At 64.1% G+C, this 25,648-nt stretch carries 27 protein-coding genes and 1 tRNA gene; 11 read left to right on the top strand and 17 right to left on the bottom strand.

The features are described 5' to 3' along the window. Positions 1 to 2: 2 nt before the first annotated feature. A complete protein-coding gene (gene hisN, locus GDN70_RS34015) occupies positions 3 to 785 on the bottom strand; it encodes a histidinol-phosphatase (protein ID WP_028140016.1) in 783 nt (260 codons plus the stop codon). Positions 786 to 1,317: 532 nt separating this feature from the next. Next, positions 1,318 to 2,208, bottom strand: coding sequence for an N-formylglutamate amidohydrolase (locus GDN70_RS34010; protein WP_018316156.1), 891 nt, complete (start codon positions 2,206 to 2,208; stop codon positions 1,318 to 1,320). 326 nt (positions 2,209 to 2,534) lie between these two features. Between GDN70_RS34010 and cpdR the strand changes: the two genes are divergently transcribed. After that, complete coding sequence (cpdR, locus tag GDN70_RS34000; protein ID WP_007597092.1) at positions 2,535 to 2,894, top strand: cell cycle two-component system response regulator CpdR; 360 nt, start codon at positions 2,535 to 2,537, stop codon at positions 2,892 to 2,894. A gap of 75 nt (positions 2,895 to 2,969) precedes the next feature. Beyond that, positions 2,970 to 3,044: transfer RNA gene (locus GDN70_RS33995), tRNA-Val, on the top strand. A 233-nt stretch (positions 3,045 to 3,277) separates the two neighbouring features. Here the strand turns inward: GDN70_RS33995 and GDN70_RS35650 are convergent. Further along, on the bottom strand, positions 3,278 to 3,592 hold the full coding sequence (locus tag GDN70_RS35650) for a hypothetical protein (protein ID WP_240536477.1): 315 nt from the start codon (positions 3,590 to 3,592) through the stop codon (positions 3,278 to 3,280). Positions 3,593 to 4,004: 412 nt separating this feature from the next. On the opposite strand from GDN70_RS35650, the gene GDN70_RS33985 reads away from it, so the two are divergent. Together GDN70_RS33985 and GDN70_RS33980 are read left to right on the top strand one after the other, a co-directional pair. Then, complete coding sequence (locus GDN70_RS33985; protein ID WP_018316154.1) at positions 4,005 to 4,232, top strand: DUF2945 domain-containing protein; 228 nt, start codon at positions 4,005 to 4,007, stop codon at positions 4,230 to 4,232. A gap of 32 nt (positions 4,233 to 4,264) precedes the next feature. Next, positions 4,265 to 4,813 (top strand): DUF488 family protein, encoded by a 549-nt coding sequence (locus tag GDN70_RS33980; RefSeq protein WP_152103614.1) that lies wholly within the window; start codon positions 4,265 to 4,267, stop codon positions 4,811 to 4,813. Positions 4,814 to 4,841: 28 nt separating this feature from the next. Here the strand turns inward: GDN70_RS33980 and GDN70_RS33975 are convergent, their stop codons facing one another. After that, positions 4,842 to 5,309: an NUDIX hydrolase gene (locus tag GDN70_RS33975; RefSeq protein WP_152103613.1), complete on the bottom strand. Its 468-nt coding sequence runs from the start codon at positions 5,307 to 5,309 to the stop codon at positions 4,842 to 4,844. A gap of 205 nt (positions 5,310 to 5,514) precedes the next feature. Here GDN70_RS33975 and GDN70_RS33970 point away from each other — a divergent pair, with 205 nt between their 5' ends. Next, positions 5,515 to 5,937 carry a RidA family protein gene (locus GDN70_RS33970; RefSeq protein ID WP_018316149.1) on the top strand — a complete coding sequence of 141 codons (423 nt, stop codon included), beginning with the start codon at positions 5,515 to 5,517 and terminating at the stop codon, positions 5,935 to 5,937. A gap of 8 nt (positions 5,938 to 5,945) precedes the next feature. On the opposite strand, the gene GDN70_RS33965 is transcribed toward GDN70_RS33970, so the two are convergent. From GDN70_RS33965 to GDN70_RS33940, 6 genes are all read right to left on the bottom strand, one after another. Further along, positions 5,946 to 7,037, bottom strand: a complete 1,092-nt coding sequence (locus tag GDN70_RS33965; protein WP_152103612.1) for an enolase C-terminal domain-like protein — start codon at positions 7,035 to 7,037, stop codon at positions 5,946 to 5,948. Positions 7,038 to 7,068: 31 nt separating this feature from the next. Next, positions 7,069 to 7,695, bottom strand: a complete 627-nt coding sequence (locus GDN70_RS33960; protein ID WP_152103611.1) for a LysE family translocator — start codon at positions 7,693 to 7,695, stop codon at positions 7,069 to 7,071. Positions 7,696 to 8,162: 467 nt separating this feature from the next. Continuing rightward, on the bottom strand, positions 8,163 to 9,386 hold the full coding sequence (locus GDN70_RS33955; protein ID WP_173015973.1) for an ABC transporter substrate-binding protein: 1,224 nt from the start codon (positions 9,384 to 9,386) through the stop codon (positions 8,163 to 8,165). Positions 9,387 to 9,538: 152 nt separating this feature from the next. Then, entirely contained in the window at positions 9,539 to 10,468 is a 930-nt protein-coding gene (locus GDN70_RS33950; RefSeq protein WP_095425189.1) for an alpha/beta hydrolase, read from the bottom strand. A 259-nt stretch (positions 10,469 to 10,727) separates the two neighbouring features. Further along, positions 10,728 to 11,144: a DUF3606 domain-containing protein gene (locus GDN70_RS33945; RefSeq protein ID WP_028140025.1), complete on the bottom strand. Its 417-nt coding sequence runs from the start codon at positions 11,142 to 11,144 to the stop codon at positions 10,728 to 10,730. Positions 11,145 to 11,348: 204 nt separating this feature from the next. After that, the gene (locus GDN70_RS33940) at positions 11,349 to 11,918 is read right to left on the bottom strand and encodes an alpha-ketoglutarate-dependent dioxygenase AlkB (protein ID WP_152103610.1); all 570 of its coding nucleotides are present in this window, start codon (positions 11,916 to 11,918) and stop codon (positions 11,349 to 11,351) included. A gap of 79 nt (positions 11,919 to 11,997) precedes the next feature. On the opposite strand from GDN70_RS33940, the gene GDN70_RS35345 reads away from it, so the two are divergent. After that, positions 11,998 to 12,138 (top strand): hypothetical protein, encoded by a 141-nt coding sequence (locus GDN70_RS35345; RefSeq protein ID WP_018321489.1) that lies wholly within the window; start codon positions 11,998 to 12,000, stop codon positions 12,136 to 12,138. On the opposite strand, the gene GDN70_RS33935 is transcribed toward GDN70_RS35345, so the two are convergent. The 3 genes from GDN70_RS33935 to GDN70_RS33925 are packed head-to-tail and all read right to left on the bottom strand — an operon-like array spanning position 12,135 to position 15,964. After that, the gene (locus GDN70_RS33935) at positions 12,135 to 13,721 is read right to left on the bottom strand and encodes an ATP-binding protein (RefSeq protein ID WP_095425190.1); all 1,587 of its coding nucleotides are present in this window, start codon (positions 13,719 to 13,721) and stop codon (positions 12,135 to 12,137) included. The two genes, GDN70_RS35345 and GDN70_RS33935, sit on opposite strands and share 4 nt — an antisense overlap. Further along, positions 13,718 to 14,422 carry a response regulator transcription factor gene (locus GDN70_RS33930; protein ID WP_038947561.1) on the bottom strand — a complete coding sequence of 235 codons (705 nt, stop codon included), beginning with the start codon at positions 14,420 to 14,422 and terminating at the stop codon, positions 13,718 to 13,720. The genes GDN70_RS33935 and GDN70_RS33930 overlap by 4 nt, the downstream gene beginning before the upstream one ends. Before the next feature lie 12 nt (positions 14,423 to 14,434). Then, complete coding sequence (locus tag GDN70_RS33925) at positions 14,435 to 15,964, bottom strand: DUF4173 domain-containing protein (protein ID WP_049806503.1); 1,530 nt, start codon at positions 15,962 to 15,964, stop codon at positions 14,435 to 14,437. 188 nt (positions 15,965 to 16,152) lie between these two features. On the opposite strand from GDN70_RS33925, the gene GDN70_RS33920 reads away from it, so the two are divergent. Beyond that, on the top strand, positions 16,153 to 17,496 hold the full coding sequence (locus tag GDN70_RS33920; RefSeq protein WP_038947559.1) for a glycoside hydrolase family 3 N-terminal domain-containing protein: 1,344 nt from the start codon (positions 16,153 to 16,155) through the stop codon (positions 17,494 to 17,496). 97 nt (positions 17,497 to 17,593) lie between these two features. On the opposite strand, the gene GDN70_RS33915 is transcribed toward GDN70_RS33920, so the two are convergent. The 3 genes from GDN70_RS33915 to GDN70_RS33905 form a co-directional block, all read right to left on the bottom strand. Further along, complete coding sequence (locus GDN70_RS33915) at positions 17,594 to 19,216, bottom strand: ABC transporter substrate-binding protein (protein WP_152103609.1); 1,623 nt, start codon at positions 19,214 to 19,216, stop codon at positions 17,594 to 17,596. Positions 19,217 to 19,363: 147 nt separating this feature from the next. Then, positions 19,364 to 20,635, bottom strand: a complete 1,272-nt coding sequence (locus GDN70_RS33910; protein ID WP_028140032.1) for a DUF892 family protein — start codon at positions 20,633 to 20,635, stop codon at positions 19,364 to 19,366. Positions 20,636 to 20,805: 170 nt separating this feature from the next. Further along, positions 20,806 to 21,414 (bottom strand): TetR/AcrR family transcriptional regulator, encoded by a 609-nt coding sequence (locus GDN70_RS33905; RefSeq protein WP_152103769.1) that lies wholly within the window; start codon positions 21,412 to 21,414, stop codon positions 20,806 to 20,808. 103 nt (positions 21,415 to 21,517) lie between these two features. Here GDN70_RS33905 and GDN70_RS33900 point away from each other — a divergent pair, with 103 nt between their 5' ends. The 3 genes from GDN70_RS33900 to GDN70_RS33890 all read left to right on the top strand — a co-directional run bounded on the left by GDN70_RS33900 (position 21,518) and on the right by GDN70_RS33890 (position 22,917). Next, positions 21,518 to 22,213 (top strand): PspA/IM30 family protein, encoded by a 696-nt coding sequence (locus GDN70_RS33900; protein ID WP_104464877.1) that lies wholly within the window; start codon positions 21,518 to 21,520, stop codon positions 22,211 to 22,213. A 40-nt stretch (positions 22,214 to 22,253) separates the two neighbouring features. Further along, complete coding sequence (locus GDN70_RS33895) at positions 22,254 to 22,529, top strand: YiaA/YiaB family inner membrane protein (protein ID WP_014491840.1); 276 nt, start codon at positions 22,254 to 22,256, stop codon at positions 22,527 to 22,529. A 181-nt stretch (positions 22,530 to 22,710) separates the two neighbouring features. Continuing rightward, positions 22,711 to 22,917 carry a hypothetical protein gene (locus tag GDN70_RS33890; protein ID WP_008145196.1) on the top strand — a complete coding sequence of 69 codons (207 nt, stop codon included), beginning with the start codon at positions 22,711 to 22,713 and terminating at the stop codon, positions 22,915 to 22,917. 185 nt (positions 22,918 to 23,102) lie between these two features. On the opposite strand, the gene GDN70_RS33885 is transcribed toward GDN70_RS33890, so the two are convergent. After that, positions 23,103 to 23,948 (bottom strand): SDR family NAD(P)-dependent oxidoreductase, encoded by an 846-nt coding sequence (locus GDN70_RS33885; protein ID WP_152103608.1) that lies wholly within the window; start codon positions 23,946 to 23,948, stop codon positions 23,103 to 23,105. 182 nt (positions 23,949 to 24,130) lie between these two features. Here GDN70_RS33885 and GDN70_RS33880 point away from each other — a divergent pair, with 182 nt between their 5' ends. Further along, the gene (locus GDN70_RS33880; RefSeq protein WP_152103607.1) at positions 24,131 to 25,627 is read left to right on the top strand and encodes an aldehyde dehydrogenase family protein; all 1,497 of its coding nucleotides are present in this window, start codon (positions 24,131 to 24,133) and stop codon (positions 25,625 to 25,627) included. Positions 25,628 to 25,648: the final 21 nt, after the last annotated feature.

The following is a 25,648-nucleotide window of genomic DNA, read 5'->3' as shown; positions in this document are numbered from 1 at the left end:
TGTTATTGGTTGAGCAGCTTCAGTGCTTCTTCGTGAACCCTGGCATCCCCGGCGGCGACGATGCGGCCGCCGCCCTGGGCCGGCTTGCCTTCCCAGGTGGTGACGACGCCGCCGGCGCCGGTCACGATCGGGATCAGCGCGGCGATGTCGTAAGGCTTCAGCTCGGTCTCGACCACGAGATCGACGTGGCCGGCCGCCAGCATGCAATAGGAGTAGCAGTCGCCGCCATAACGCGACAGACGCGCGCCCTTCTCGATGCGGCTGAAAATGGCGCGGTCGCGCTCGTTCATCAGGAGCGGGCTGGTGGTGTAGGTCGTGGCTTCCGAAAGCGAGGCGCAGCGGCGAACCTGGAGCCGGCGCTCGCCCGACGGGCCCTTGTAGTTGGCCGAACCGTTGTCGCCGGAGAAGCGCTCGCCGATGAAGGGCTGGTGCATCATGCCGTAGACCGGCGCGCCCTTGTGCAGCAGTGCGATCAGCGTCCCCCAGATCGGAAAGCCGCCGATGAAGGATTTGGTGCCGTCGATGGGGTCGAGCACCCAGACATAGTCGGCCTCCTCGCGCTCATTGCCGAATTCCTCGCCGACGATGCCGTGCTGAGGGAAGTTGGCCTTGATCAGCCGCCGCATCACCGCCTCCGCGGCGCGGTCGGCCTCCGTGACGGGGTCGAAATCCTTGGTCTTGCTCTTGTCGTCGATCGACAGCGAGGTGCGGAAGAACGGCAGGATGGTTTCGCCGGAGGCGGTGGCGAGCCGTCCGATGAAGGCGGAAAAGTCGATCACCGTCACAGGCCGAATCCTCAAAGCGAAGGTTGGATGGAGCTCCCTCTTGCCTAGCTCAATTCGCCTCCCGCGTGCAGCGCTGACTTGATCTTGCACCCTGGTATTTTGGATGCCGAAGGCTGCTGCCCCATCCAAGTCATCTGCTGGCCAAATATCGATCACAGAGTTGAAAACTTAGTTCCGAATATGCCTTGTTCGTATGCAAATGGCTATCAACCCATTGAAATTCCTTATCAAAGAAACTGAATCTGGGTTTCCATAGAAGCAATTGAGCCATGTGCGTATTGCATGGGAAATGGCTCAAAAGCCCTTGCACTTTGTGCGGCGCGGTCGCATATTGTTGCGGTGCGGTAGCGCTTGGCGTTACCGCTGCCCTCCTTGGGCGTTTCCTCCCTAGACTTGGGCCGCTTGCGTCATTCGCGAGCGGCCCTTTTTTCTTTGGGCCTGTCGTTTTCGTTTCAAGGTGCGCAGCGAAAGCGAAGCGAAGACGCGTTCGCCCGATCACAGACAATACGATCTGACGAAGAAAAGCCGGCGCCTATTCTGCCGCGGCCTGGAACGGGCCGAGATCGCCGAACGGAATCGTGGTCGCCAGCACGTCGGCGAGAACGCCGAAGTCGGACGCCACCTGCGCAAAGCGTGCACTCCGCTCGCGCCGCCGCTCGTCCATGTAGATCGCACGGTTGAGCTCGAGCTGCACCGCGTGCAGGCCGCTCGCGGGATTGCCGTAATGCTCGGTGATGAAGCCGCCGGCATAGGGCTTGTTGCGGCCGATCGAATAGCCGAGCCCGGTCATGGTCTCCTCGACCCGGTCGGGCAGAAGCGGGGTGCAGCTTGTGCCGTAGCGGTCGCCGATCACGACGTCGGGCCGGCGCGGCTCGTCCCTGCTGACGCCGACCGAGGGCATCGAATGGCAGTCGACCAGCACCACGGTGCCGAACATCTGGTGCACCTTGTTGATCAGCCGGCGCAGCGCGCGGTGGTAGGGCTTGTATAGCGTCTCGATCCGCCCCAGCGCATCGTCGACCAGGATGCGGTCGCGGTAGATCTCCTGGCCGTCGCCGACCACGCGCGGAATGGTGCCGAGGCCGCCGGCGACCCGCATCGAGCGGGTATTGGCAAAGCTCGGCAGCCGTCCGCTGAACATGCGGGGATCGAGCTCATAGGGCTCGCGGTTGACGTCGACATAGGAGCGGGGAAAGTTGACCCGCACGGTCGGAAAGCCGCGCTCGCTCAAGTGGCCGATCAGCTCGTCCATGAAGGAATCTTCGGACCGCCGCAGCGTCGGCAGGTCGATCCTGGACGCCGCGAGGAATTCGTCCGGATAGGTCGAGCCGGAATGGGGCGAGTTGAAGATGACAGGCGCGCGCCATTGCGCGGGCTCAACGATCTCGAAGGCTGGCGACACCTCGCCGTCAAACCGGGTCATCTTCTCAGGCTTCGTCCCTTAGCGGCAGGATCCGGGCCTCGGATCGAATTGATTCGGCCGATCGATGCGGCTCTTATGTGTCGTCATTGTCCGGAATCGCAACCATTCTGCCAAGCGAAAAGATGTGATTGGCGCTGGAACATGTCTTAACCGTGTGGGCAGGGAAGCGGGGATGCGCCGGCGGCTCGATTGATTCGAGCGGCATTCCGGTTCACAAGGAGCCGGCAGTGCAGCCGGCTTGGGGTTAAGATTTTCACCCCAAATTTACCCTCTGTCCGGCTTAGTAAGCTCTGCTGATATCCTCTGGGGATTCGACGTTTCCTGCCATGCCAAAAATCCTGCTCGCCGAAGACGACAACGACATGCGCCGTTTCCTGGTCAAGGCGCTGGAAAACGCCGGTTTTCAGGTCTCGTCCCATGACAACGGCATGGCCGCCTATCAGCGGTTGCGGGAAGAGCCGTTCGAGATGCTGCTCACCGACATCGTGATGCCGGAGATGGACGGCATCGAGCTCGCCCGCCGGGCCTCGGAACTCGACCCCGACATCAAGATCATGTTCATCACCGGCTTCGCCGCGGTCGCCCTGAACTCGGATTCGGACGCCCCCAAGAACGCCAAGGTGCTGTCCAAGCCCGTGCATCTGCGCGAATTGGTCAGCGAAGTGAACAAGATGCTGGCGGCCTAAATCGGCCCCGTTCCGTCCTTGCACAGGGTCCCCTCGTCCGTTATAGGGACCCCACCCGACGTAAGTGGACTTTTAGGGCACGTAGCTCAGCGGGAGAGCACTACCTTGACATGGTAGGGGTCACAGGTTCGATCCCTGTCGTGCCCACCATCCTTCGCTCGCGATAGCGAGAGAAGGATGCCGCGCCGAAGCCCAAAGGGCGCAGGCGGGCTGCCGCCGCGAGCTTCGGCTCGGCAAGCCACGATCTCCATGCGAAGCGTGTCCGGCGTAGCTCGAAGAGCGGAGACGGACTGGCGCGTCTTGCTCGGTTTCCCTGGACAGCCCGTAGCCGGGATGGAGCGAAGCGCAATCAGGGATGCCCCTCCAGAGGCCCATCCCGGCCATCACTTCAGTTCCGTGTTCGCCACCGGCAGGATGGAGGCGACGTGCCAGCCGGTCGCATCCTGAACGTAGGTCTGGCTGATCAGAAACGTATTTTGTTGCGACGGCTTGCCCGGAAGGCCGCGTGTGAAAACGATGGGAACGAGGATCTGCATCACCTCGTTCGAGATCACCGCAACGTGGAATTCCGACATGTTGGGCTCGAGGTGCCAGGTGCCCTCGTAATACGCCTTGAATCGGGTGGCGACCGCATCGCGGCCTCTCGTCTCGATGCCCCTCGCAAACAACAGTGTGCCGGGCGAATTCCAGAGCATCATCTTCACATCGTCCGCATCATGCGCATTCTGCGCGGCGATGAATTTTTCGAAGATGTTTCTTGCCTCCGCGTCATTTGCGGCAGCTTGCGCGCCTCCTGCTGGCCAGAACGCTGCGGCGAGGAGCAGCGCTGCGGTCGCTGCCGCAGCACGACGACGACATCGCGCAAAGGGCCGCGGCCTGATGGAGCCTCGAGACATCTCGGAAGGGGGCATGGTCACCTCTCGTTTGAATGTTGATCGTCATATCATCAATCGCCTCGCCGGCCTTTCAGGATCGCGCGATCCGCGGTCGCCGCTGCATCACGTCTTCGTTGCCCACGCCTTGGTGGATTGCCGCAGGGATTTAGCCTGCCCTCGCGCGGTCGGGGGCTGCCCCCTGGAACAGGCCGGTGCTGCCGCGCATTGATCGGCCATGTCCAAGACCCCCGGAAAAAGGTTTGCCGTCGGCGACCACGTCAGCTGGAATTCCGAGGCCGGCCGGGTGCGCGGCCATATCCTGCGCGTGCACACCGCCGACGTCGATTACAAGGGCTACGTCCATCACGCTACGCCCGACGATCCGCAGTACGAGATCAGGAGCGACAAGACCGATCACGTCGCCCTGCACAAGGGCCGCGCATTGCGGTCGTTGAAAAGCTGACGGCCCGCGAGCCGGGCGGTCGAGGTGTCACCATGGCTCATCCGTTCTTCACCATCGGCCACGCCACACGTTCGATCGAGGAATTCGTCGAATTGCTGCAGGGCAGCGCGGTCACCTTCGTGGCTGACGTTCGGACCGTGCCCCGCTCCCGTACCAACCCGCAGTACAATCGCGAGACCCTGCCGCAATCGCTCGCGGCTGCTTCGATCGGCTACGAGCACATTGCCTCGCTCGGCGGCCTGCGCAGCCGCAAGCGCGAGGTGCCGCGCGAGACCAACGCCTTCTGGCAGAACGTCAGCTTTCACAATTACGCCGATCACGCGATGGGCGCGGCCTTTCACGAAGGGCTCGCACATTTGCGCGCCGTCGGGCAGGTGGAGCGCTGCGCCATCATGTGCGCGGAAACATTGTGGTGGCGATGTCACCGTCGGATCATCACCGATTACTTGCTCGCGGCGGGCGAGACGGTGTTCCACATTCTGGGGCCGGGGCAGGTCAAAGAGGCCGAGATGAATCCGGCTGCGCGGGTCGTTCCCGAAGAGCGTCTGGTCTACCCGGCGGAAAATCAGCCAATCGCGTAAATCCCCCGCGTGGAGCTAGCCAACGCCGTCAATCGGGCTGGCTCGCCGGTTGGAGCAGCACATCCTTCAACCCGGCCGGATAAAGGCTCGGTCCACCGTCCACGTCGAGGTCGGCAAGGTCGAACCAGCGCGCGACGATCTGCTCTCCATCGTCCTCGAGGAAGTCGAGGCGATCCCGGTCGGCGAAGGCGCCGTCGGGAAACTCCACCTCGCAGATGAACATCACCTCGTGCCCGGTTGCGCCCTCGTGCATGAAAATGTTCTCCAGCACCAACGGCTCGCTTGTGATGGTGACGTCGATGCCGAGCTCCTCGTTGAACTCGCGCATCAGCGCAGTGCGCCAGCTTTCGCCGAATTCGATCTCGCCGCCGAGCGGCCGAACGCCCTTGATCCGCCCGGCATCGTCGCGAATTTCGGCCGCCAGCAGGCGCCCGTCCCGCCAGTGCAGGCCGATCGCGACGACGCGGATGTGGGGATGCGGGCGCCAAATGGTCATAGCGGATCGTTATCGCGCGCGCCGCCGTGGTGCAATGCGTGGGGCGAGCTCCGTCGGGCCGGATGAGGCTTCGCAGCCTTGATCCATGACTCGCCGCCTGCCATTGTCCGGTTATCCACCACGGCAACGAGCCGGTGCGATCGAGTTATGGCGTGCGGCGAAATGCGTCGCTTCGCCGGATGTGAAGCAAAGGCAGGCTATTGAGATGAGCAGCGTGAACAAGCCCGGCGGCAACTATTTGCCGGTGATCATCCATGGTGGACTCGCTTATGTCAGTGGCCAGCTGCCGCGTCGCGGCGAAGACCTGCTGTATGTGGGCAAGGTCGGAGCAGGCGTCGATATCGCGGCCGCACAAGAAGCTGCAGCCCTTTGCGCCGATCTCTGCATTTCCGCCATCAATCACGCCACAGGCGGAGAGGACCGGATCGTCCAGGTCCTCCAGCTCGTTGGATACGTCGCTTCGGCACCTGGATTTACCCAGCAGTCGCAAGTCATGAACGGTGCCTCCGATCGGCTGATCGAACGCCTCGGCGAGCGCGGTCGTCATACGCGGACGTCCGTCGGTGTCGCCGAGTTGCCGCGAGGGGCGCCGGTCGAGCTGAACATGATTGCCGCTGTTCGGTCATAGCAAGCAGCCTATCCAACGAGATATTTGGCAACTGCCGCCTCGTCCCACGCAATCCCGTTGCCGGGCTCCTCGCTCGGCAGCGCAAAGCCGTCCTTGATCTTCAGTCGCGTCGAAAGCACCGCGTCGGCCCAATCGACATATTCCAGCCAGTGCGCGGTCGGCGTCACGCAGAGCAGATGCGCGCTGACTTCAGAGAACAGATGCGTCGACATCTCGATGCCGGCGGCATGGGCGAGCGAGGCGGCGCGCAGCCAGCCGGTGACGCCGCCGATGCGCTGCACGTCGGGCATCACGTAGTCGCAGGCCTCCGCCGAGAACGCTGTTTGCATCGAAAAGGCGCTGTCAAAATTCTCGCCGATCTGGACGGGCGTATGCAGTGCGTCGGCAATGCGGGCGCAGCCGGCATAATCGTCATGGCGGATCGGCTCCTCGATCCAGCTCAAGCCCTCGTCGTCGAGCATCTCGCCGCGGCGGATGGCTTCGGTCACCGTCAGTGCCTGGTTGTAGTCGCACATCAGCGTCACCTCGTCGCCGACGGCCTTTCTCACCGCGCGGACGACGGCGAGATCCTCCCGCGCATCGGGCCGGCCGACGCGGATCTTGGCGGCCTGAAACCCCTCGGCCAGCAGCTTGTGCGCCTCCTCGACGGCGGCGCCCGCCGGCATGATGCCGAGCCCCTTCGAATTGTAGGCCTTGACCGGCTTCGGCGCGCCGCCGAGCAGCCGGGCCAGCGGCAAGCCTCTGCTGCGGGCAAGCGCGTCCCAGGCCGCCATGTCGATGCCGGATTGCGCCAGCCGCTGCAGGCCGGCAAGGCCAAGCAGGGTGAAGCGCTGGCTCAGCTTGCGCTCGATCTCGAACGGCAGCAGCTCGTCGCCGGCAAGCAAGTCTGACATTTCCGTGACCATCGCCGTCAGCGGCTTCAAGGCCGATGGTGTGATCGAGAACAGATAGGCGTGCCCGCGGGCGCCCTGGTCGGTCTCGCAGTCGATCAGCACCAGCGGGGCCTTGGCGACAGCGCCGGTCGAGGTCTGCAGCGGCAGGTTCATCGGCACGATCACGGCCCGCGCATGGAAGCGTTGGATGCGGATGGTCTCGGTCATGAATCTCTCCAGGCGGGATGGAACGATCAGGCTACTTTTGCTGCAAGGCCATGCGAACGCCAAGACCCAGGTAGATCACCCCGATGACGCGGCCCTGCCAGCGGCCGATGCTGCGATGACGGGTGAGCCAGCCAGCGACTTGTCCGGCAACAAGTGCGATCAACGCGGTGTAGATCGCGCTCATGATGACGAAGATGAGGCCAAGAATTGCAAGCTGGGCAACGACGGAGCCCTTCTCGAAATGTACGAACTGTGGGAGAAAGGCCAGGAAGAAGAGCGCCGTCTTCGGGTTGAGCAGTTCGGCCAGCACGGCCTGCCGGAAGGCGAGCGACGCGTCGACCAAACGCGACTGCGCCAACTTGATATCCTCGCCTCTTTCCATAAACGCGCGGATGCCAAGATATATGAGGTAGGCAGCGCCGGCGTACTTCACCAGGCTGAAGGCGAGCGCCGAGGTCATCAGCACCGCCGACAATCCGAGCGTAGCCATCGCGGTGTGAAGCAGGTCTCCAGTAGCGATGCCAAGACCGGTGGCAATTCCGACGCGATGCCCGCCCACAGACGCGCGCCCGAGCACCAAGAGGACGGCGGGACCCGGAATGAGAAAGAGGCCGAGAACCACCGCGATATAAGTCAGCAACGTGTCGAACTGGATCATGGTGAGTTCCGGTCTGATTGTCAGGAGCTCAAACCAGCCAGACCCGGTCTCTCAATGCAAGTCCTCGATGCGGCATAGGCTCCTGGTTCTCAGAGCTGTCTCCATCAGCCGCGAGGTGATTCCCTATTCGGTCGACGACGCTGAACGACGCGGCTTCCCGAGCCGGATTATCCGGCCGAAGCCGCGGTGCGCCAGGTTCGCTCCAACGGCGAGATCAAATGGCGAGGCGAGCTCATTCACATTTGCAGCGCTCTCGTTGGTGAAGCCGTTGCCGTCGAGGAGACCGAAGACGGATCCTGGCAAGTGCGCTTCTCGACGTACCGATCGGCATCATCGACCAGAAAACGCGCAAGCTGCGGCGCAGCGCCAGCGCCGCGCCGCAGCCGACCAGATCATGAACGACTGTTACCCATCCATCCGGTCTGTTTTGTTACCTATCCATCCGCTGGACAGCGTTCAGGTGGGCCTCACCTCGCCGCCCCCTCCGTGAACGCCGTCTCGATCACCTCACCAAAGGGCTGCCACGAGCGGCCGTCGAACTGCACGAGCCGCATCTGCCTGATCGGCAGATAGTTGTTCGGCGAGGTATTCATCCTGATGTTGGGCAGCGCGACGGAGGGGTTGTAACCCCTCAGCGAAGCCGCCTGACGCATGATGTTCTCGCGTGACAGGTCGTTGCCGCATTGCTTCAGCACCTGCGTCAACGCCTCGGCCGCGGCGTAGCCGTAGACCGCTGCGCTGTTGTTGGTGCTTTCGACCTGATGGTACTTGTCCATGAAGGCGAACCATTCCCTCATGGCAGGATCGTCTTTCCAGGCGGGGTCGCTGGGGTCCTTCAGGAAGGCGGCCGAGATCACGCCGGCCGAATTCTCCAGGCCCGCGGGCGCCATCGCATTGGCGATCGAGGCGGAGGTATCGTTGACGATGAAGACCGGGCGCCAGTTGAGCGAAGCCGCGAGCCTGATCACCTTGGATGCAGTCGACGGCACGCCGAGAAAGACGAAGATATCGGCACCCGCGCGTTTGAGGATCGAGACGTGCCCGTCGAGGTGCTCGTCGCCGATGTCGAAGGCGATGTCGACGAGGACATGGCGGTTCAGATCGCCAAGTCCGTCCTGGATTCCCTTGTAGAGCATGCGTCCGAACTGGTCGTTCTGCCAGAGCACGACGATCTTCTTCCTGGGATAATAGGCCTGAATGTAGTTGGCGTAGATGCGCCCCTCCGACCGGATCGACGGCTGCCAGCCCATGGTCCAGGGGAAAGCCCTGGCCTGGCTCAGCTCCTCGTCGCCGGAGGCGACGAAAAGCTGCGGCACCTTCTTCTCGTTCAGATACCAGCGGGTGGCGAGATTGCCGGGCGTGCCGAACGATCCGAACATCAGGTGCACGTCGTCCTTCTCGACCAGATTGCGCGTCAGCTCCAGTGCGGTCGACGGATCGGAATTGTCGTCGCGCGTGATGAAGCGGATCTTGCGGCCATTGATGCCGCCGCGCGCGTTGACCATGTCGAAATAGGCGGCCTCCGCCTGACCGATCGCGCCGAATTCAGAGAGCGCTCCCGAATACGGCATGACATTGCCGATGCGGATTTCCTTGTCGCTTGTGGGTTGGTCTGGGCGTTGCTCGGACATCGCGCCAAGCGACGCGAGTGCGGCGATCAAAACGAACAGCAGTCTGCCGGTGACGCGCATGCTCGACACCTTGTCGTTGGCCCCCAACGAGGTCGGCTCAGTCCGCACCAAGGCGAGTTGATCTAGATCAGGCGTTTGGCAATCGTGTGGCCTGGCAGCCCGCTTCAATACAGCGCAGGCCCGTACGAAGTGGCAGGCGTGCTGACACGCCGCTACGGCAGCCCCCGCGCTTCCAGCTGATGCACCAGCAGCAGGGTCGGTTCGGCGAGGCTGTCGCCGGAGCCATCCAATCCGAAGGCGGAGGCGATGCCGTCGCGACTGCGCAGCAGCGCGCTGCGCGGACAGTGGCCGGCGCCGCAGAGCGTCTTCTTCAAGGTCTCGCCCTGTGTCACGAGGCCAGGGGAATCGTCCGCGGCCCAGGCCAGCACGATCGGCACATCGACATTGAGGATGCCGGGGAATACCGAGCGCGCGTTGTACTGGCTGGCGTCACCGCCGAGATAGGCCTTCTCGCTGTCGCTGGCGTCCTTGCCGGCCCGGTAGATGCCGGACACCAGCACGACGGCCGCAACATCGGCGCGGTCGGCCTGGAGCTCGGGATGCGCCAGCAGGGTTGCGACATGGAATGCGCCGGCGCCGTAGCCGACCGCGACGATCTCGCGTGCGTCGCCGTTGAACAGGTCGATATTGCCGTGGACCCAGGACAGCGCCGCCGCCACATCGGTCGCTCCCATCGGCCAGGTTGCTGCGGGTGCCAAGCGATAATTGACGCGCACCCCGATCATGTCGTTGCGGGCGGCAAAGCACATGACCTGGTCCTGGATCTGGCGCGACAGCTCGGGCGCGGCGCGGTCGCCGGTGAAACTGTCGCCGGCCACGAACAGCAGTACCGGCCGCGGCGTATCCGCCTTGGTCGTGCTGGCGGCAACGTCGAGCACATTGGCCTCGTTTTCGCCGTAGCGCAGGCCCCGCGAGAAGGTGACCTGCTCGCACAGCCGCGCGGTGCCGCCGGCGGTGGTGTCGGAATCGGTCAGGCCTGTCAGGATGAGGTCGGAGGGCGGCGTCAGCCGCGCCGGCAACGGGCCATGCGCGGATGCTGTCGTGATGGTCAGAAACAGGAAAAAAGCGAGATAATTCTTCATTTGGTGCCGGCCTTTGCGCCCCCCATATTGGTTCGCCGGTTTGGCCTGTCTTTTCAATTCGCCTTATTCGTCCGCCTTGAGGCGATTTCACGGCACCTTTGTTCGGCGACAGCAAGGCGACCATCCCGAAAGCCCCACCGTCGTCGTGTGCGAGATTTTCGGCTGGCGCCCGGCCGCCAGCGGCCCCCGGTCGCACTGGCGACGACGTGGCCCATGTGAGGACAGGTTGCGGCCCCCCGCATCCCTGGCTTCCGAGGTCTCAGGCGGCGCTCTTGCGCCTGGCTGCCTTCTTCGTCGTCTTCCTTGTCGTCTTCCTGGCCGATTTCTTCTTTGCCGTCTTCCGGGCGGCGAGATAGGCCTCGACCTTCCTGGAAGAATGGCCGGCCGCGGCGACGGCAGCCTTCAGCTTGGCCGGGGTGATCTTGAATCTCTTCGACCAGTAACGGACCTCATAGGCCTCGCTCAGCGCGATCCGGCTCTTGTCGGAGGCGCGGTGCTTCTGGAGCTTGATATACGCCTCGACCTTCTTGGCGGAACGGCCGACCTTCTTGACGGCGTATTTCAGCTTGGCCGGGGTCACCTTGAACTTCTTCGACCAGTAGGCGACTTCATATTTTTCCGTGAGCGCAATCAGCGCCCGATCGGCCCCGCCGCGCTTTGCCTTATTGTCGGCCATGCTTCCCTCCTGCCGCGGAATGCGTGCCGCCAATCTAGCATGCAACCGGATTCGGAAGGCAAGACGCAAGCCGTGCGGTGATTGCGCAAGGCGGCGGTTTTGCACCGATGTGTCAAACCCTTGTGCGGCGCCGCCGCGCCTCGGGCGGAACGGGCGTTTTACTTTGCATGGGGTTGTTTCGCATTTTTTGTCTGGCCGGCCGCGTTACGCCCGCTTCATCGTCCGGAACGTGATGGAGTAACGGCGCGCCTCGACCGGCGGGATACTGTGCTCCCATTGCGAGCGCGCCTCGCCTTCCATCATGTACAGCGAGCGCGGCTGGGCCTCGCGCGTGTGGCGCTGCCATTTGTCGCCGCTGCGGCGGCGGAAGCGGAAGTTGCAGGCCGAGCCGAGCGACAGGCCGAGGATCTTGTCGAAGTGCGGCTTGTCGCGGTGCCAGCCGATGCCGACGCCGGCCTCATACTCGGTGCAGAGCACCTGCCGGACGCTGGCCTCCGGCAGCTTCGCCCAGGCCTCGGCCTGACGCGCGACGGGCAACAGCCAGTCCGGAATCGGCTCCGCCTCGGCCAGCCGCTGCAGCGTGTAGTCATAGCGATAGCCGAACGACGCCACCCGGCGGTTGCCCTCGAACGCCCCGAACTGGAAACGCTCGAGCCGCAATGCTGCGATGCGGCCGATCAAGGCCTGCTCGACGGCGGCTTCGATAAAATTGTCCATGTAGCGAAGGCCGGTCGGGCCTTCGTCAGGGACGGCGAACAAGCCAAGCTGCGTCATTCCTCGCATTTCCGTGATGGAACCTAATGGCGGCTGATGCGACTTACATATGACGCGGGAAGAAACGTGCGAGGCTGTCATGGCACACAAACATACCGCCGATCCGGCAGAGATCATGCGGGCGACCGGTCATCCTGAGCTGGAATATGCCGCCGGTTGGACCATCGCTGGTCTCGTCACCATCGGCACCATCGTCGCCGCCTGGGTGTTCGCGATCTAGACCGCAGGGAATTGCAGCTCGAAGGCCGCGCCCTCGTCGGTCGGCTTGAGCCTGATCGAGCCGCCATGGCTCGCCATCACCGCGCGCGCGATCGCAAGCCCCATCCCGGTGCCCCCCTGGTCGCGGCGGGTGGTGAAGAACGCATCAAAGATCCTGTCGCGGTTCGGTGCCGAGATCGGCTCGCCGTCATTGCTCACCGTCAGACGCAAGGTCGTGCGTTCGTCCACAGCCTCCAGCCTGATTGTCCCAGCCTTGTGCCGCATCGCGTTGTCGGCGAGATGCGACAGCACGATCAGTGCCTTTTCACCGGACATGCCGATGGGGCGGTCGAGGCTGCCGCTGGCCTCGATGGAGCTGGCCGGAAACCTGTTCCTGAGGTCGGCGATCACGGGCGCCAGCTCCGTGCGCTCGTTCTGCGGCAGGCTCTCGGCGCGCGCCAGATCGCGCAGCCGCTGCGCCATCGCTTCCAGCCGCTGAGTGTCGGACAGGATGTTGGCGATGAATGTCTTCTGCTCGGCCGGCGTCAGTCCGTCTGACCTGCCTTGATAGGAATCCTGCAGCAGCTCGGCCGCGCCCTTGATCGAGGTCAGCGGCGATTTCAGCTCGTGGGTGAGATGGGCCGAGAACGTCGCGATATAGTCGGAACGTCGCGCCAGCTGCTCGGCCATGCCGAGGAAGCTGTGCGAGAGCTGGGCGAACTCACGCGTGCCGTAATGCCGAAGCGGCTGGAAGGCCTCGCGGTCGCCGCGGCCGATCCGCGCGGCGCGGTCGATCAGCTCGCGCATCGGCAGGGTGATGGTGCGCGAGAACACGAGGCCGATCGCGATCGTGCCGAGGATCACGGCGAGCCCCGCCAGCACGAACTTTGCCCGCTCCTGGTAGAGATGGTCGAAGATGTTGCTCGGCGTCCGCGTGGTGTAGATCACGCCCGCGACGCGGTTGTTGACGATCACCGGCATTGCCGAGAACACGTGCACGCCGAGGCCGCGGCTGAAGGAATAGATCGGGGGCGGCGGCTTGTCCGGCACGCGGTTGCGCAAGGTGGCCCGATACTGCCCGTGCAGCGCGTCGGCGACCTCCTCGATATGGGCGAGCGATTGGCCGACCTCCTGCCGCCCGGCGATAACGACGCCTTGCGGATCGAGGATACGAAAGCCCGCCAGCGTCACCTTCTGGGTCTCGCGGATGATCGGCGACAGTCTTGCGCCGATCTCGATATAGGCCGCCTGCGCCGGATGAGGCGCGGCCTGCGCATCCGGTCGCCGCCGCAGCAGATCGTTGGCGGTGAGGTCGAGCGCGGGGCGGATCGGGGTGACCTGGTCGCCGGGGTCGGGCAGCACGTTCGGCGGCACCTCGGCGCCGAGCGTCAGGCCGCTGTCGAGCCTGGCCGTGACCTCCTGCGCATAGATCGTCGCCAGCACGCGGCTTTGCGCGATCAGCTCGGCCTGGGTCTGGCGGATCAGCTGGTTGTCGTAAAGGCGGAAGAAGAACAGGCCGACCAGCGGCAGCACGCCAACGGTGGTCAGCACCGTGAAGATCACGAGGGCGAGCGAGGGCCGCCATTTGTCGGGCGCCGCGCTCATGCCGCTTTCTCGCAGCGGCCGAGCTTGAAGCCGACGCCGTGGATGGTCTCGATCACGTTGTCGCAGGCCAGCACTGCGAGCTTGGCGCGGATGTTGCGGATGTGGCTGTCGATGGTGCGGTCGGAGACCTGGATGTTGAGCTGATAGGCCGCCCGCATCAGCTGCTCCCGGTTGAACACCGAAGTTGGCCGGGTCAGGAACGCGCGGAGGATGCCGAACTCGATCGCGGTCAGCTTCAGCGGCGTGCCGGCGAAGGTCGCGACATGCTGCTCGGGATCGATCAGCAGGCCGCCTTGCGACAGCGCGGCCGGGCCCGCCTTGGCCTCGCCATTGCGCGGGCTGAGCCGGCGCAGGATGACGTTGACCCGCGCCACCAACTCGCGTGGGCTGAACGGCTTCGTCACGTAGTCGTCGCCGCCGATCTCGAGACCGAGGATGCGATCGATCTCCTCGTCGCGCGCCGACAGGAACAGGATCGGCACGTCGGACGCCTTGCGGATCTCGCGGCAGACATCGAGGCCGTCGAACTCGGGCATGCCGATGTCGAGCACGATCAGATCGGGCCTGTCGGCGGCAAAGCGGCTGAGCGCCTCCTTGCCGTCGCGGGCCTCGATCACGTCCATGCCGGCCTTCTTCAGCGCAACGCGGATGACCTCGCGGATATGGCCTTCGTCGTCGACGATGAGAATGCGATGCGCCAAGAAAGTCTCCGCTCACCCTGCCGGCCGGCTGCCGGACTGATCTTTCGCCTGCGCGTCCAGCCTGCGCTGCAGCCGCCAGCTCCGAAAGCCCCAACTCCGCCAGGCCAGATCCTGGCGCTGCAGTTCTACAAGGCGGTCGCGTCGGGACACAAGACAGTAGCCTCGTGCCGAAAGATCGCTGCCCTTCGCGTTCGCCAGGAGTTCAATGGCCTTGTCGATCGCAGGCAGCGCCTGCGGCCCGAGCGAGAGGAGATAATTGGTGTCGAGCTGCACGCCTTTACCTGAAGCTTCCTTGCTGTGCGCCACATTATAGTCGGCAATGAAGGCGTCGAAGTTCACCAGCGCGCAGCCATACAGCACGATCGCGAGCGCGGTCAGATTGACGCCCACGAGCCAGCCGTTGGACCGGCCGAGCGCGATGCGGGCGACGATCAGGAGCAATCCGAGCGCCACCAGCCCCATCCAGATGAAGGCCGCGATCCGCCAGTAAGTCAGCATGTAGATATCGACATACAGGTCGAGGCGAAGGATGGAGGAGGCGACGAGAAGGACGTTCTGGCCGACCCAGAGATAGACCAGCGGCCGGATCACCGACGATTTCTCGGCCGGCCCGCCCGGGCGCATCGCCACCAGCACGAACGCCGCGGCGAGCAGGGCGGTTACGATCAGCGGATAGGCGCCGCGATGCGCATAGCCCGCATAGGTCAGATTGTCCGGCAGCGCCATATGGCCCCAGAGATAGATGCCGTCGAGAATGGACTGCGCCGCGAACAGCAGGTTGAACAGGATCAGCGAGCGCAGGATGGTGGAGGGACCAAGAAACTCCGCCGAGACCAGAGGCGGGAGCGGCGGCGGCACAGGTCCGTCCGCGACGGCGGTGGTGACGATCGTCTTGCGCCGCCAGCGCACATGGATGAACGGCCAGACCAGCGCCAGCATCAAGGCCCAGAAAAGTACGCGCGGGATGCTGATATATTGGAGGATGAGTTTCGGATTGAGCATAAACACCCATTGCTCGATCACCGGATTGGCCGCGGCGAACAGCGCGACGAAGACCGTGCTGAGTGCTGCAGGGAGCAGCCAGCGCGCGATGCCGCGGGTCAGCGCCGACGCGTTGAACACCTGGGGCGCATCGAGGAAGAACCTGAAGGGCCCGAGCAGGACGAAATTGCGCAGCGCGCGGACGCGGTCGGCGAGCCCGGTCGCTTCCGGATTGGTCGCCAGCAGCAGGGCGATAAGCAGCGCCGCGCCGAGGATCAGCAACGAGAGCGCGTTGAGCTCCTCGACGGCCGGTGCGAGGCCGGCGATGAGAATGGCTGTGCCGATCAGGGCGCGCCGCAGGTTTAGGGCCGCGTGATTGAAGAGCACCGACACGCCGGCGAGCGCGATCGCAAAGAGCGTCAGCGACAGCCCGATTCGCTGGCCGTAGAACAGCCAGTCGGCGAGTGCGGCCAGCACCAGCGCGAGACCGAGCTTGGCCGGGATCGAGGAATGACCGATCGGCTTGATTTCCTCTACGATCGTCGAAGCCAGGCTCGTCATGTCCAGAAGACCTTTCGTGATGGGTGGCATCACGAAGTCTGAACGGTGCTTGTGCAGAAGCCGGGATCATCGTCTGCACGGTTTCAGGAGTCTTTTGCAGATTTCGTGCAGGCACGCGTTTGCCTCTCGCGGAGCGCAAATCGCTTTGATAGGTGCGAAGCATCGCCACTCCCAGCGCGTGATGCATCATGCAATTCCTCCGCCGTATCGGTCTCATTCTGCTCTGGCTTGCCGCACCCCTGGTCGCATTCGTGGCCGCGAACAAGAACGATCCCTATCTGGTCGCGCTCCGGGGCGCCGGAAACGTCGCGCTTGTCGTCGCAAGCCTTGTGATCGTCATCCTCCTGCTGCGCGGAGAACGGTGGCGCACTATCGCGGGCAAGCTGCTCGTCACGCTCTGGTGCCTGCCGCCGCTCCTGATGTCCGCCGCGCATCTGAAGTTCGAGCTGCGCAAGCACGACGTTCTCGGCGCAAGCGCCGCCGAGGCGCGACAGCTCGGGCCTCATTTCATGGTCGGCTATTCCTCGTTTTCCGAGGTCGCGCGGCTGGCCGAGCAGGGATTGATCGGCGGCGTCTATGTGACCCGGCACAACATCCGGGGCCGGACGATTGCGGCGCTACGTGCCGAAATCTCGGCGCTTCAGGATATCAGGCGCGCGGCGGGCCTGCCGCCGCTGGTCGTGGCCGCCGACCAGGAAGGCGGCATCGTCGGGCACCTTGCCCCGCCGCTCACCAAGGTGCCGGCGCTGGCGACGCTCACCGGGCTGGCTCCCGACGACCAGCAGGCCAAAGCGGAAGAATTCGGCCGCATCCACGGACACGAGCTCGGCGCGCTTGGCGTCAACCTCAATCTCGCGCCGGTGCTCGACCTCAAGCCGCCGGCGAGGCGCAACCGTCTCGATTTCCACACGCTGATCGGCCAGCGCGCAATTGCAACCGATCCTGCTGTCGTCGGCACGATCGCAAGCGCTTATGTCCGCGGGCTGGAAGAATCCGGCGTCGGTGCCACGCTCAAGCATTTTCCGGGCATCGGCCGCGTCCGCACCGACACGCATCATTTCAGTGCCAATCTCGATACGCCGGTCGGGGAATTGGAAGCCTCCGACTGGCTTCCGTTCCGCGATGTGCTGTCGCATTCGCGCAGCGCGCTGATGGTCGGGCATGTCACGCTGACCGCGGTCGATCCCGACCGCGCCGCCTCGCATTCCAAGCGCGTCGTCGATGGCATTCTCCGGGACAAATGGGGCTACCAGGGCATGGTGATGACCGACGACCTCGTGATGGGTGCGATCTACCAGAACGACGTCTGCAAGGCCGTGGTCGAGGCGATCAATGCCGGCGTCGACCTGCTGCTGGTCGCCTATGACGGCGCGCAGTTCTATCGCGTCTTCGCCTGCGCTCTGGACGGGTTGCGGCACGGCAGGCTCGATGCGGCGATGCTGCGCGCAAGCGCGACGCGTCTGGAAAGAGGATTTCCGATCGAGCAGGCCCGAGCGGGTTCTGGCGCGATCAGCCTCGCCCGTCAGGACTAAAGAATGATCCGGAAAAGTGCGCAGCGGTTTTCCGAAAAGATCATGCTTAAACAAAAAGCCAAAGCGCGATGACGATTCGTCCTGATCGTATCGCGGTTTAGCCTTTCGCATACTGACGGTAGTCCGGCTCCCGGTGAAACCAGAATTCGTAGCCGGTGACGGCCTTCTGCATGGCGACGTCGTGGATCGGCTGGTTGAGCGGAACGACCGGGACGTCGCGGATGCAGAGCGCAATGAAATCCTTCACGGCCTGGTCGTACTCGGCCGTATCAGCGGTGAAGCGGGCCTTGTCGATGAGCACGTCCATCTCCTTGTTCTGGTAGGAGGAGATGTTGAAGATCGAGTTGTTGCCGTGGAAATTCCAGTAGAAGTAATATTCGGGATAATCCAGCCAGCCGCTGAAGCGGTTGAGCGCGAGCGGCAGCTCCTTCTTGTTCAGCGTCGTCCGCCAGTTCGCGCCGGGGATCTTTTCGATTGCCGCCTTGATGCCGATCTTGGCGAGGCTCTCCTGGATAAGGATCGCCGTCGGTTCGCCGACGGTCGCGGTGCCTGTGTCGAGTGACAAGGTCGTCTCCACGCCGGAGGCGAAGCCGGCTTCCTTCATCAACGCGTTGGCCTTGTCGAGATCGGTGACATAGGGAAACGGCTGCGGCCAGACCGGCTTTGAAATGTCGGCGGCGCCGCCGTACATGGGAACGGCACGGCCGAAGAACGCGCTGCTCTGGATCTGCTCATATGGCATCGCCCAGGCGATGGCCTGGCGCAGCTTGACGTTGTCGAACGGCGGCTTTGCGGTGTTCAGAGCAACGTACCAGAGCGCATTGGGGATCGGCACGCCCGACACCTTGACCTTGCCTTCCCTGATGAGCTGGTCGAAATCCCGCGGCGCAAAGCCGCTCGACAAGTCCGCATCGCCTCGCTCCAGCATGGCGCGGCGGGTCCCGCCGGAGGGGACGTCGCGTGCGATCACGCGCCTGATCTTCGGCAACGGTCCGCTCTTCCAGTCGTCGAAGCGTGCCAGCACGGTCTCGCTGCCGGGCTTCCAGCTCTCGATCCTGTAGGCGCCGCCGCCGGCCTCGTTGTTCTTCAGCCACGCCAGCGCCCACGGGTCTTCGGCCGTCGCATTTTTCTTCGCCAGCTCGGAATTGATGATGAACGGCACCACGACGGCGACGTTGAACAGCAGCATCTTGTCCTTGCGGACATAGTCGATGCGGAAGGTGTGGTCGTCGACGACCACGAACTGCTCGGGCTTTTCCAGCGATCCGGCGGACATCTGGAAGGTCGGGAAGCCGCCGACCTTCACCGCGCGGTCGAACGACCATTTGACGTCCTTGGCCGTGACCGGCGACCCGTCGTGGAACTTCGCATCTTTTCGGAGGCGGAAGGTGCAGGACATGCCGTCGGCCGCGACCTCCCAGCTCTCGGCGAGTTCGGGCGCGAGCCTCTCGCGATCATACGACAGCGTTCCGTCCGGCAGCGTCTTGGAGGCGTAGGAGAGCAGGCGGTCGTAGCAATTCCACGATAGCCCGTTCACGGTCTGGTTGGAGCCGACGCCCTGCATGTCCAGCGAGTTCGGACCCAGCTCCTGCACCACCAGCAGCGTTTCGCTCCGGCCCTGCGCCCAGGCGAAGGGAGGGGCGACGGCACTGATGCCGGCGGCACCCACGCCGCCGAGCAGCACGCTGCGGCGGCTCATATGGAAGGGTGAACTGCTCATGGGTGCCTCCTGTCCGGCAATTGTCCGGCATCGAGAGGCAAGGTGTGTGCCACCGGCACGAATGATCGTACCGTGTCCGTGGCCGGCCGCCCCGCGCGACGGCGCGAGGCGGTTTCATTCGGTGCGTCTGCGCGCGCCAGGCGCTTCCTATTCGGCCTGCTCCAGTGCGGCAGGCATCTTCGCAACCGACATCAGCGATCGCGCGACCTGATTGAGCAGGAGATCGGCGTTTTCTTCTTCGGCGAGGGATTTGGAGAGCAGGGCGACCACTGCGCTATGCCGGAGCTGCTGCGCCAGGTTGCGCGCGGTGGTGTAGCCGGACATCTCGTAATGTTCGACGCGTTGAGCCGCAGAAATCAGTGCGAGGTCGGCGGCCGCGTCCTCCTTTTCCTCGCCTTCCTTCATGACCTCCTGGCCTTCCTCGATGAGGCCCATCATGCCCTTGCAGGGCTTGGCGCGTGCGTTCTCGCCGAGCAGCTCGAAGCACTCGTTGATGCGCTCGATCTGATTCTCGGTCTCGGTCAGATGCTGCTCGAATAATTCCCGCAGCTGGTCGAAGCGGGCGGCCTGCGCCATCTTGGGAAGCGCCTTGGTCAACTGCTTCTCGGCATGGAGAATGTCGCGCAGTTCATGGAGCAGGAGATCGGTCAGGCCGGCTTCGTCGACGGGCGGTGAGCTTTCCGTGACGATCGGCGTGCCGGCGCCGGGATCGGCGGACTGCAGCGCAGGCGATTCCGTGAACACCCAATCCTCGCCCTCGTTCCAGGGACCGCGGGTGTCGATTTCGCCGTGGTCACCGCTGCCGGTGGAGTCGTTGAAGTACTGGTTCACGAGGCCGGGCGTCGGCGCGAGCCTGCCGACGCTGAAGGCCGGCTTCGACAGGCTTTCGAGCGCTCGCGCGAACGCCTTCATATGAGTGATCTCCCGCGTCATCAGGAACTGGAGCGCGTCCTTGCTGCCGGCGTCGTCGCAGAAATTGATCAGCCGTTCATAGACGATCTTGGCGCGCGCCTCGGCGGCGATGTTGCTGCGGAGATCGACGTCGAGCTCGCCGGTGATCTTGAGATAGTCGGCGGTCCAGGGATTGCCTTGCGAATTGAACAGGTTGACGCCGCCGCCGCCGGCGATCGCAATCAGCGGATCGGCTTCCGCCGCCTGGCGGTCATTCTTCGAAGGCGCAAGATGCATCCGCGCGAGACAGCCGACGACTTCGAGATGGCTGAGCTCTTCGGTGCCGATATCCATCAGGAGATCCTTGCGGTCGGGGTCCTCGCAATTCAAACCTTGAATCGAATATTGCATCGCTGCCGCGAGTTCCCCGTTGGCGCCGCCGAACTGCTCCAGCAGCATATTGCCGAAGCGGGGATCGGGTTCGTCGACACGCACGGTGAACATCAGTTTCTTGACGTGGTGATACATGGGAAGGCTCGCGCTCTGAGGGAAACTATGCGCGTCAACCGACCCTCGGAATGTTCGTTCCTAGCTCTCGCCGAGATTCAGATCCGGTGCTGCGCGAAGGAGTGAAGCGGAGCGCATATGCACGTTCGTTGGTGCCGGCGAGATCTCTATGATCCCGCTGCTGCGCGGCCCTATGCTGCCCGCGCGATCAGTCCGTCAATCATCGCGCGCACGAGGCCAGCGATTTCCTTGCGCAGCGCCGGCAGTGGCACGGCGACCAGCTTCTGCTCCAACCCCAGCGCCACCATGCCATGGGCCGCCGAGAACAGGCTGCGTGCGGTGATGCCGAGCTCCTCCGGGCCGCGCTTTGGAAACAGCGCGGCCAGCGGCTGGTAGATGTGGCGGAACAGCCGCATCTGGTCGTCGACGGACCAGTCGGGGACGACCTTGTCGGCCTCCATGCGGTGCTCGAACAGCGCGCGCCAGAGCTGGAGATTTTCCGCCGCGAAATCGCAATAGGCGATGGCGATGCGGACCAGGGTCTCCTGCGGCGAGGGGGCGCCCGCGCCTTCCGCCACGCTCAGCGCCTCGTCGAGCCGGAGCAGCGTGCGCGACCCCACACGCAGGATCAGCTCATCCATATCGGCCACGAGATTATAGACTGCACCATTGGCGCAGCCGATCTCGCGGGCGAGATCGCGAGTTTTCAGCCCTGACAATCCACGATTCGTAATCATCCGTTCCGCCGCCTGAATGAGCGCGGATCGAAGTTTCTCTCGACGTTCCAAGGCTTTAGACATGCATCGGTCAAATTCTTGAGCGTTGCTCAAAATTCCCTTGAACAATGTTCAAGGTTGTTGCTACAAAGTATCTGTGAGCAACGCTCATAACAGGGAGCAACAGATGTTCAAGACCGTCGTGACACTTTTCCGCGGCAGCGTGGCCGCCGCGGGCGAAGAGCTGGAGGACCGCACGGCCCTCCTCATTCTCGACCAGCAGATGCGCGATGCGGCCGCGGCCGTCGAGCGCAGCAAGCGGACGCTGGCGCTGGCGATCGCGCAGGATCAGCAGGAAGGCCGCAAGCTCGAGGCGACGATCGCCCGCATTGCCGATCTCGAGACGCGCGCGGTTGCGGCGCTCGACGGCGGCCGCGAGGATCTCGCCAGGGACGCTGCCGAAGCCATCGCAGGCTTGGAGGCCGACCGCGATGCGGCAATGACGGCCCGCGCCTTGTTCGCGACCGAGATCGCCCGGTTGAAGCGGCACGTCGCGACCGCGCAGGCCCGCATCACCGAGCTCGATCGCGGCCGCCGCGTCGCTCGAGCCTCGGAGGCGGTACGCTCGCTTCGGCGCAGCGGCATCGAGGCGGCACGCCCTTACGAATCCACGCTGCCGGAGGCGGAGAGCACCCTGCGGCGCCTGCGCGAACGGCAGATGGAAACCCAGGCCGCCGATGATGCGCTGGTCGAGCTCGACGCGGCCACCGGTCCGCTCGCCACCGCCGAGAGATTAGCCGAGCAGGGTTTTGGCCCACGGTTGAAGACGACTGCGGACGACGTGCTGGTCCGGTTGAAGTCCAAGCGCGCGCCGACTGCCTGATCCCCAATCCCATCATCATTCGAACCAACAGGAGACCGTCATGAACCAGAACGGCCAACCCCATAGCAGCGCCTGGGTGACCTTCACTTACGCGTCCTTCGCAGCCTCCGCGTTCCTCGTCGCCATCGGCATCTTCTTCCTGCCGATCGACCTCTGGATGAAGGGCTATCTCACCATGGGCATCGTCATGCTGATCCAGACCTGCATCACCCTGACCAAGACCGTGCGCGACAATCACGAGAGCAGCCGGCTGGTGAACCGCATCGAGGATGCCAAGGCCGAGCGTTTGCTGATGGAGGTTTCCAAGGCGGCTTGAAAAATGTGCCTTGCGCCAATCGGACGACGAGCAGGAGAGCCGCGGAGCGACGCGCCGCGGCTCTCGCGTCCGGGGCCACCCGGAATGACGTCTTGATCGTGCCTCGCGGTCCGCATCTCGCATTGTACTTCGAACGCAGGTGCGATATGGCTCTCGCGCTTTCCAGAGGCGGAGACGAGCTTTGTCGAAACAATCGCTGCGTGAGGAGGCCGAGCGCCTGATCCGCGAATCGATGGAAAAGAAGACCATCGTCGTCAAGCAGGGCGCGACCCGCATCGAGGCCGTCTGCGGCAAGTGCGGCGCGCCGAACCGGGTCCAGGCGGAGAAAGGCCAGACCCGGGTCAAGTTCGCTTGCAAGAATTGCGGGCACCAGCAAGAGACGCTGTAGGGCGGTTGCGCGAACTGCCGCGCCGCGAACACTCCAACCCTCATCCTGAGGAGCCCGCTGAAAGCGGGCGTCTCGAAGGATCGAGGCCGGGCTGCTGCAGCCGCGCCTGCATGGTTCTCGCGGCGATGCGCAGCATCGTCCGCCTCGCGCGCAAGGGCGCGCTCCTCACCATGAGGGTCTGACAGTTACTTCCCCTCCACGAACCTCGTGAACGCATCCGCGTAATCCGGGTGCCAGCGCGACAGCGGCGGCCGGTTCTCGACGATGTCGCCGGCGGCCCATTGCATGCGCTTCTCGTCGAGCGCGCGCGGCACGTCGTTGTCCGGGCACAGGATGTAGAAATCGCCCATCTCCAGCCGCGCCAGCATGAAATCGACCGTCTGCTCCGGCGTCCAGGCGCTGGCCGGCTTCTCGGTGCGTCCTTTCGCGGTGAGGCCCGTGAAGACGAAGCCGGGGATCAGCAAATGTGCCGTGACGCGACAGTCTCTCGTGTTGCGCAGCTCGTGCTGGAGCGCTTCGGTAAATGCCTTCACGCCGGCCTTGGAGACATTGTAGGCGGGATCGCCCGGCGGCGTGGTGATGCCCTGCTTCGAGCCCGTGTTGATGATGAGGCCGCACCTGCCGCGTGCGATCATGTTGGGCGCGAAGATGCGCGAGCCGTTGATGATGCCCCACATGTTGACGGCGATGACGCGCTGCCAATTGTCGGGTTCGCCGAACAGCGTGCTGCCCGGCTGGATGCCGGCATTGTTCATGAGCAGGTCCGTTCCGCCGAACTGCGCGGCCACGGCGCGTTCCAGTTCCCTCACGCTCTCCGCGCTGCTGACATCGACGGCGAAGGTCATCACGTTTGTGGCAGACGTGACGGATGAGAGTCTTGTTGCGGCGTCCGCCAGACGTTCGCGGTCCACGTCCGCGATACACACCTTCATGCCCGCGCGCGCGAAGGCCGCGGCGGCGGCAAATCCGATTCCGGATGCGCCACCTGTAATCACGGCGACATTGTCTTTGACGATGGCGGGATGGGGCATGGATCATCTCCGGGGAGGACTCTTCATCGAGCTATAACATGGCAGCAGTCCGACCCTGCACAAGTTGGCATGGGAGGTCTTCGTTCAGCGCTGCCTTTACGCCTTTCCGGCACGGCTGTATCCTTCACCCTAACGATCCCGCCCAGATCGAACCAATCAATCACCTGACAGGGAGTGCAGCCATGGCTGTGTCGCAGGCTATTCCGATCACGCGCCATCCGTTCGCGAATGGGTCCTACAAGCAGATGCTGATCGACGGGAAGTGGGTTGATGCAGCCTCAGGCAAGCGCTTCGAGACTCATAATCCTGCCACCGGCGAATTGCTCGCAACCGTCGCCGAGGGCGACAAGGAAGACATCGATCGTGCGGTTGCCGCCGCCCGCCGCGCCTTCGAGGGGCCCTGGAGCAAGGTGAAACCGTTCGAGCGGCAGAATCTGCTGCTCAAGCTTGCCGACCTCGTCGAGAAGAATTTCGACGAATTGTCGCAGCTCGACACCCTCGACATGGGTGCGCCTCTCAGCCGCACCCGCGCCTATCGCCTGCGCGCCGTCGGCATGCTGCGTTATTACGCCGGTCAGACCACGGCGATCCACGGCGAGACCATCGAGAACTCGCTGCCCGGCGAGATTTTCTCCTACACGCTGAAGGAGCCGATCGGCGTTGTCGGCGCCATCATTCCCTGGAACGGCCCGCTCACCGCGACGATCTGGAAGATCGGCCCGGCGATCGCGACCGGCTGCACCGTGGTGCTCAAGCCCGCCGAAGAGGCGCCGCTGACCTCGCTGCGCATCGCCGAGCTGGCGATGGAGGCCGGCATTCCGCCCGGCGTCGTCAACGTCGTGCCCGGCTATGGCGAGACCGCGGGCGCCGCGCTCGCCTCGCATCATGACGTCGACAAGGTCGCCTTCACCGGCTCGCACGTCACGGGGCAGTCGATCATCCGCGCCTCCGCCGGCAACCTCAAGCGTGTCTCGCTCGAGCTCGGCGGCAAGTCGCCGGACATCGTGTTTGCGGATGCCGATCTCGATGCCGCCGTGCCCGGCGCGGCGATGGCGGTGTTCGCCAATTCGGGCCAGATCTGCAGCGCCGGCACGCGCCTGTTCGTCGAGCAGTCGATCTACGAGGAGTTCGTCGGCCGCGTCGCCGAGTTCGGCAAGAAGCTGCAGGTCGGCAACGGTCTCGATCCCAATGTGCAGATCGGCCCGCTGGTGTCAGAGCAGCAGCTCGAGCGCGTCACCGGCTATCTCGATATCGGCCAGAAGGAAGGCGCGAGGGCGCTCGCCGGCGGCGGCCGCGTCACCGAGGGCGCGCTGTCGAAGGGCTTCTTCGTCTCGCCGACCGTGTTCGCGGGCGTTCAGGACAACATGCGCATCGCGCAGGAGGAGATTTTTGGCCCCGTCATCTCCGCGATCGCATTCAAGGACATGGACGAGCTGGTCAAGCGCGCCAACAACACCACCTTCGGCCTCGGTTCGGGCCTGTGGACGCGCGACGTCAGCAAGGCGCATGCGGTTGCAAAGTCGCTGCGCGCCGGCTCGGTGTGGGTGAACTGCTACCAGGCGATGGACCCGGCCGTGCCCTTCGGCGGCTACAAGATGAGCGGCTATGGCCGCGAGTCCGGCAAGCAGCATGTCGAGGAATATCTCAACGTGAAGTCCGTCTGGATCAAGACGGCCTAGCACTTGTTCTCTCCCCTTCCG

This window comes from Bradyrhizobium sp. TM102, from assembly GCF_009176685.1.
In the GTDB taxonomy this organism is placed as follows: Bacteria; Pseudomonadota; Alphaproteobacteria; order Rhizobiales; family Xanthobacteraceae; genus Bradyrhizobium; species Bradyrhizobium ottawaense.
The sequence above is the reverse complement of the archived record's forward strand: the minus strand, read 5'-3'. Positions and strand labels throughout refer to the sequence as shown.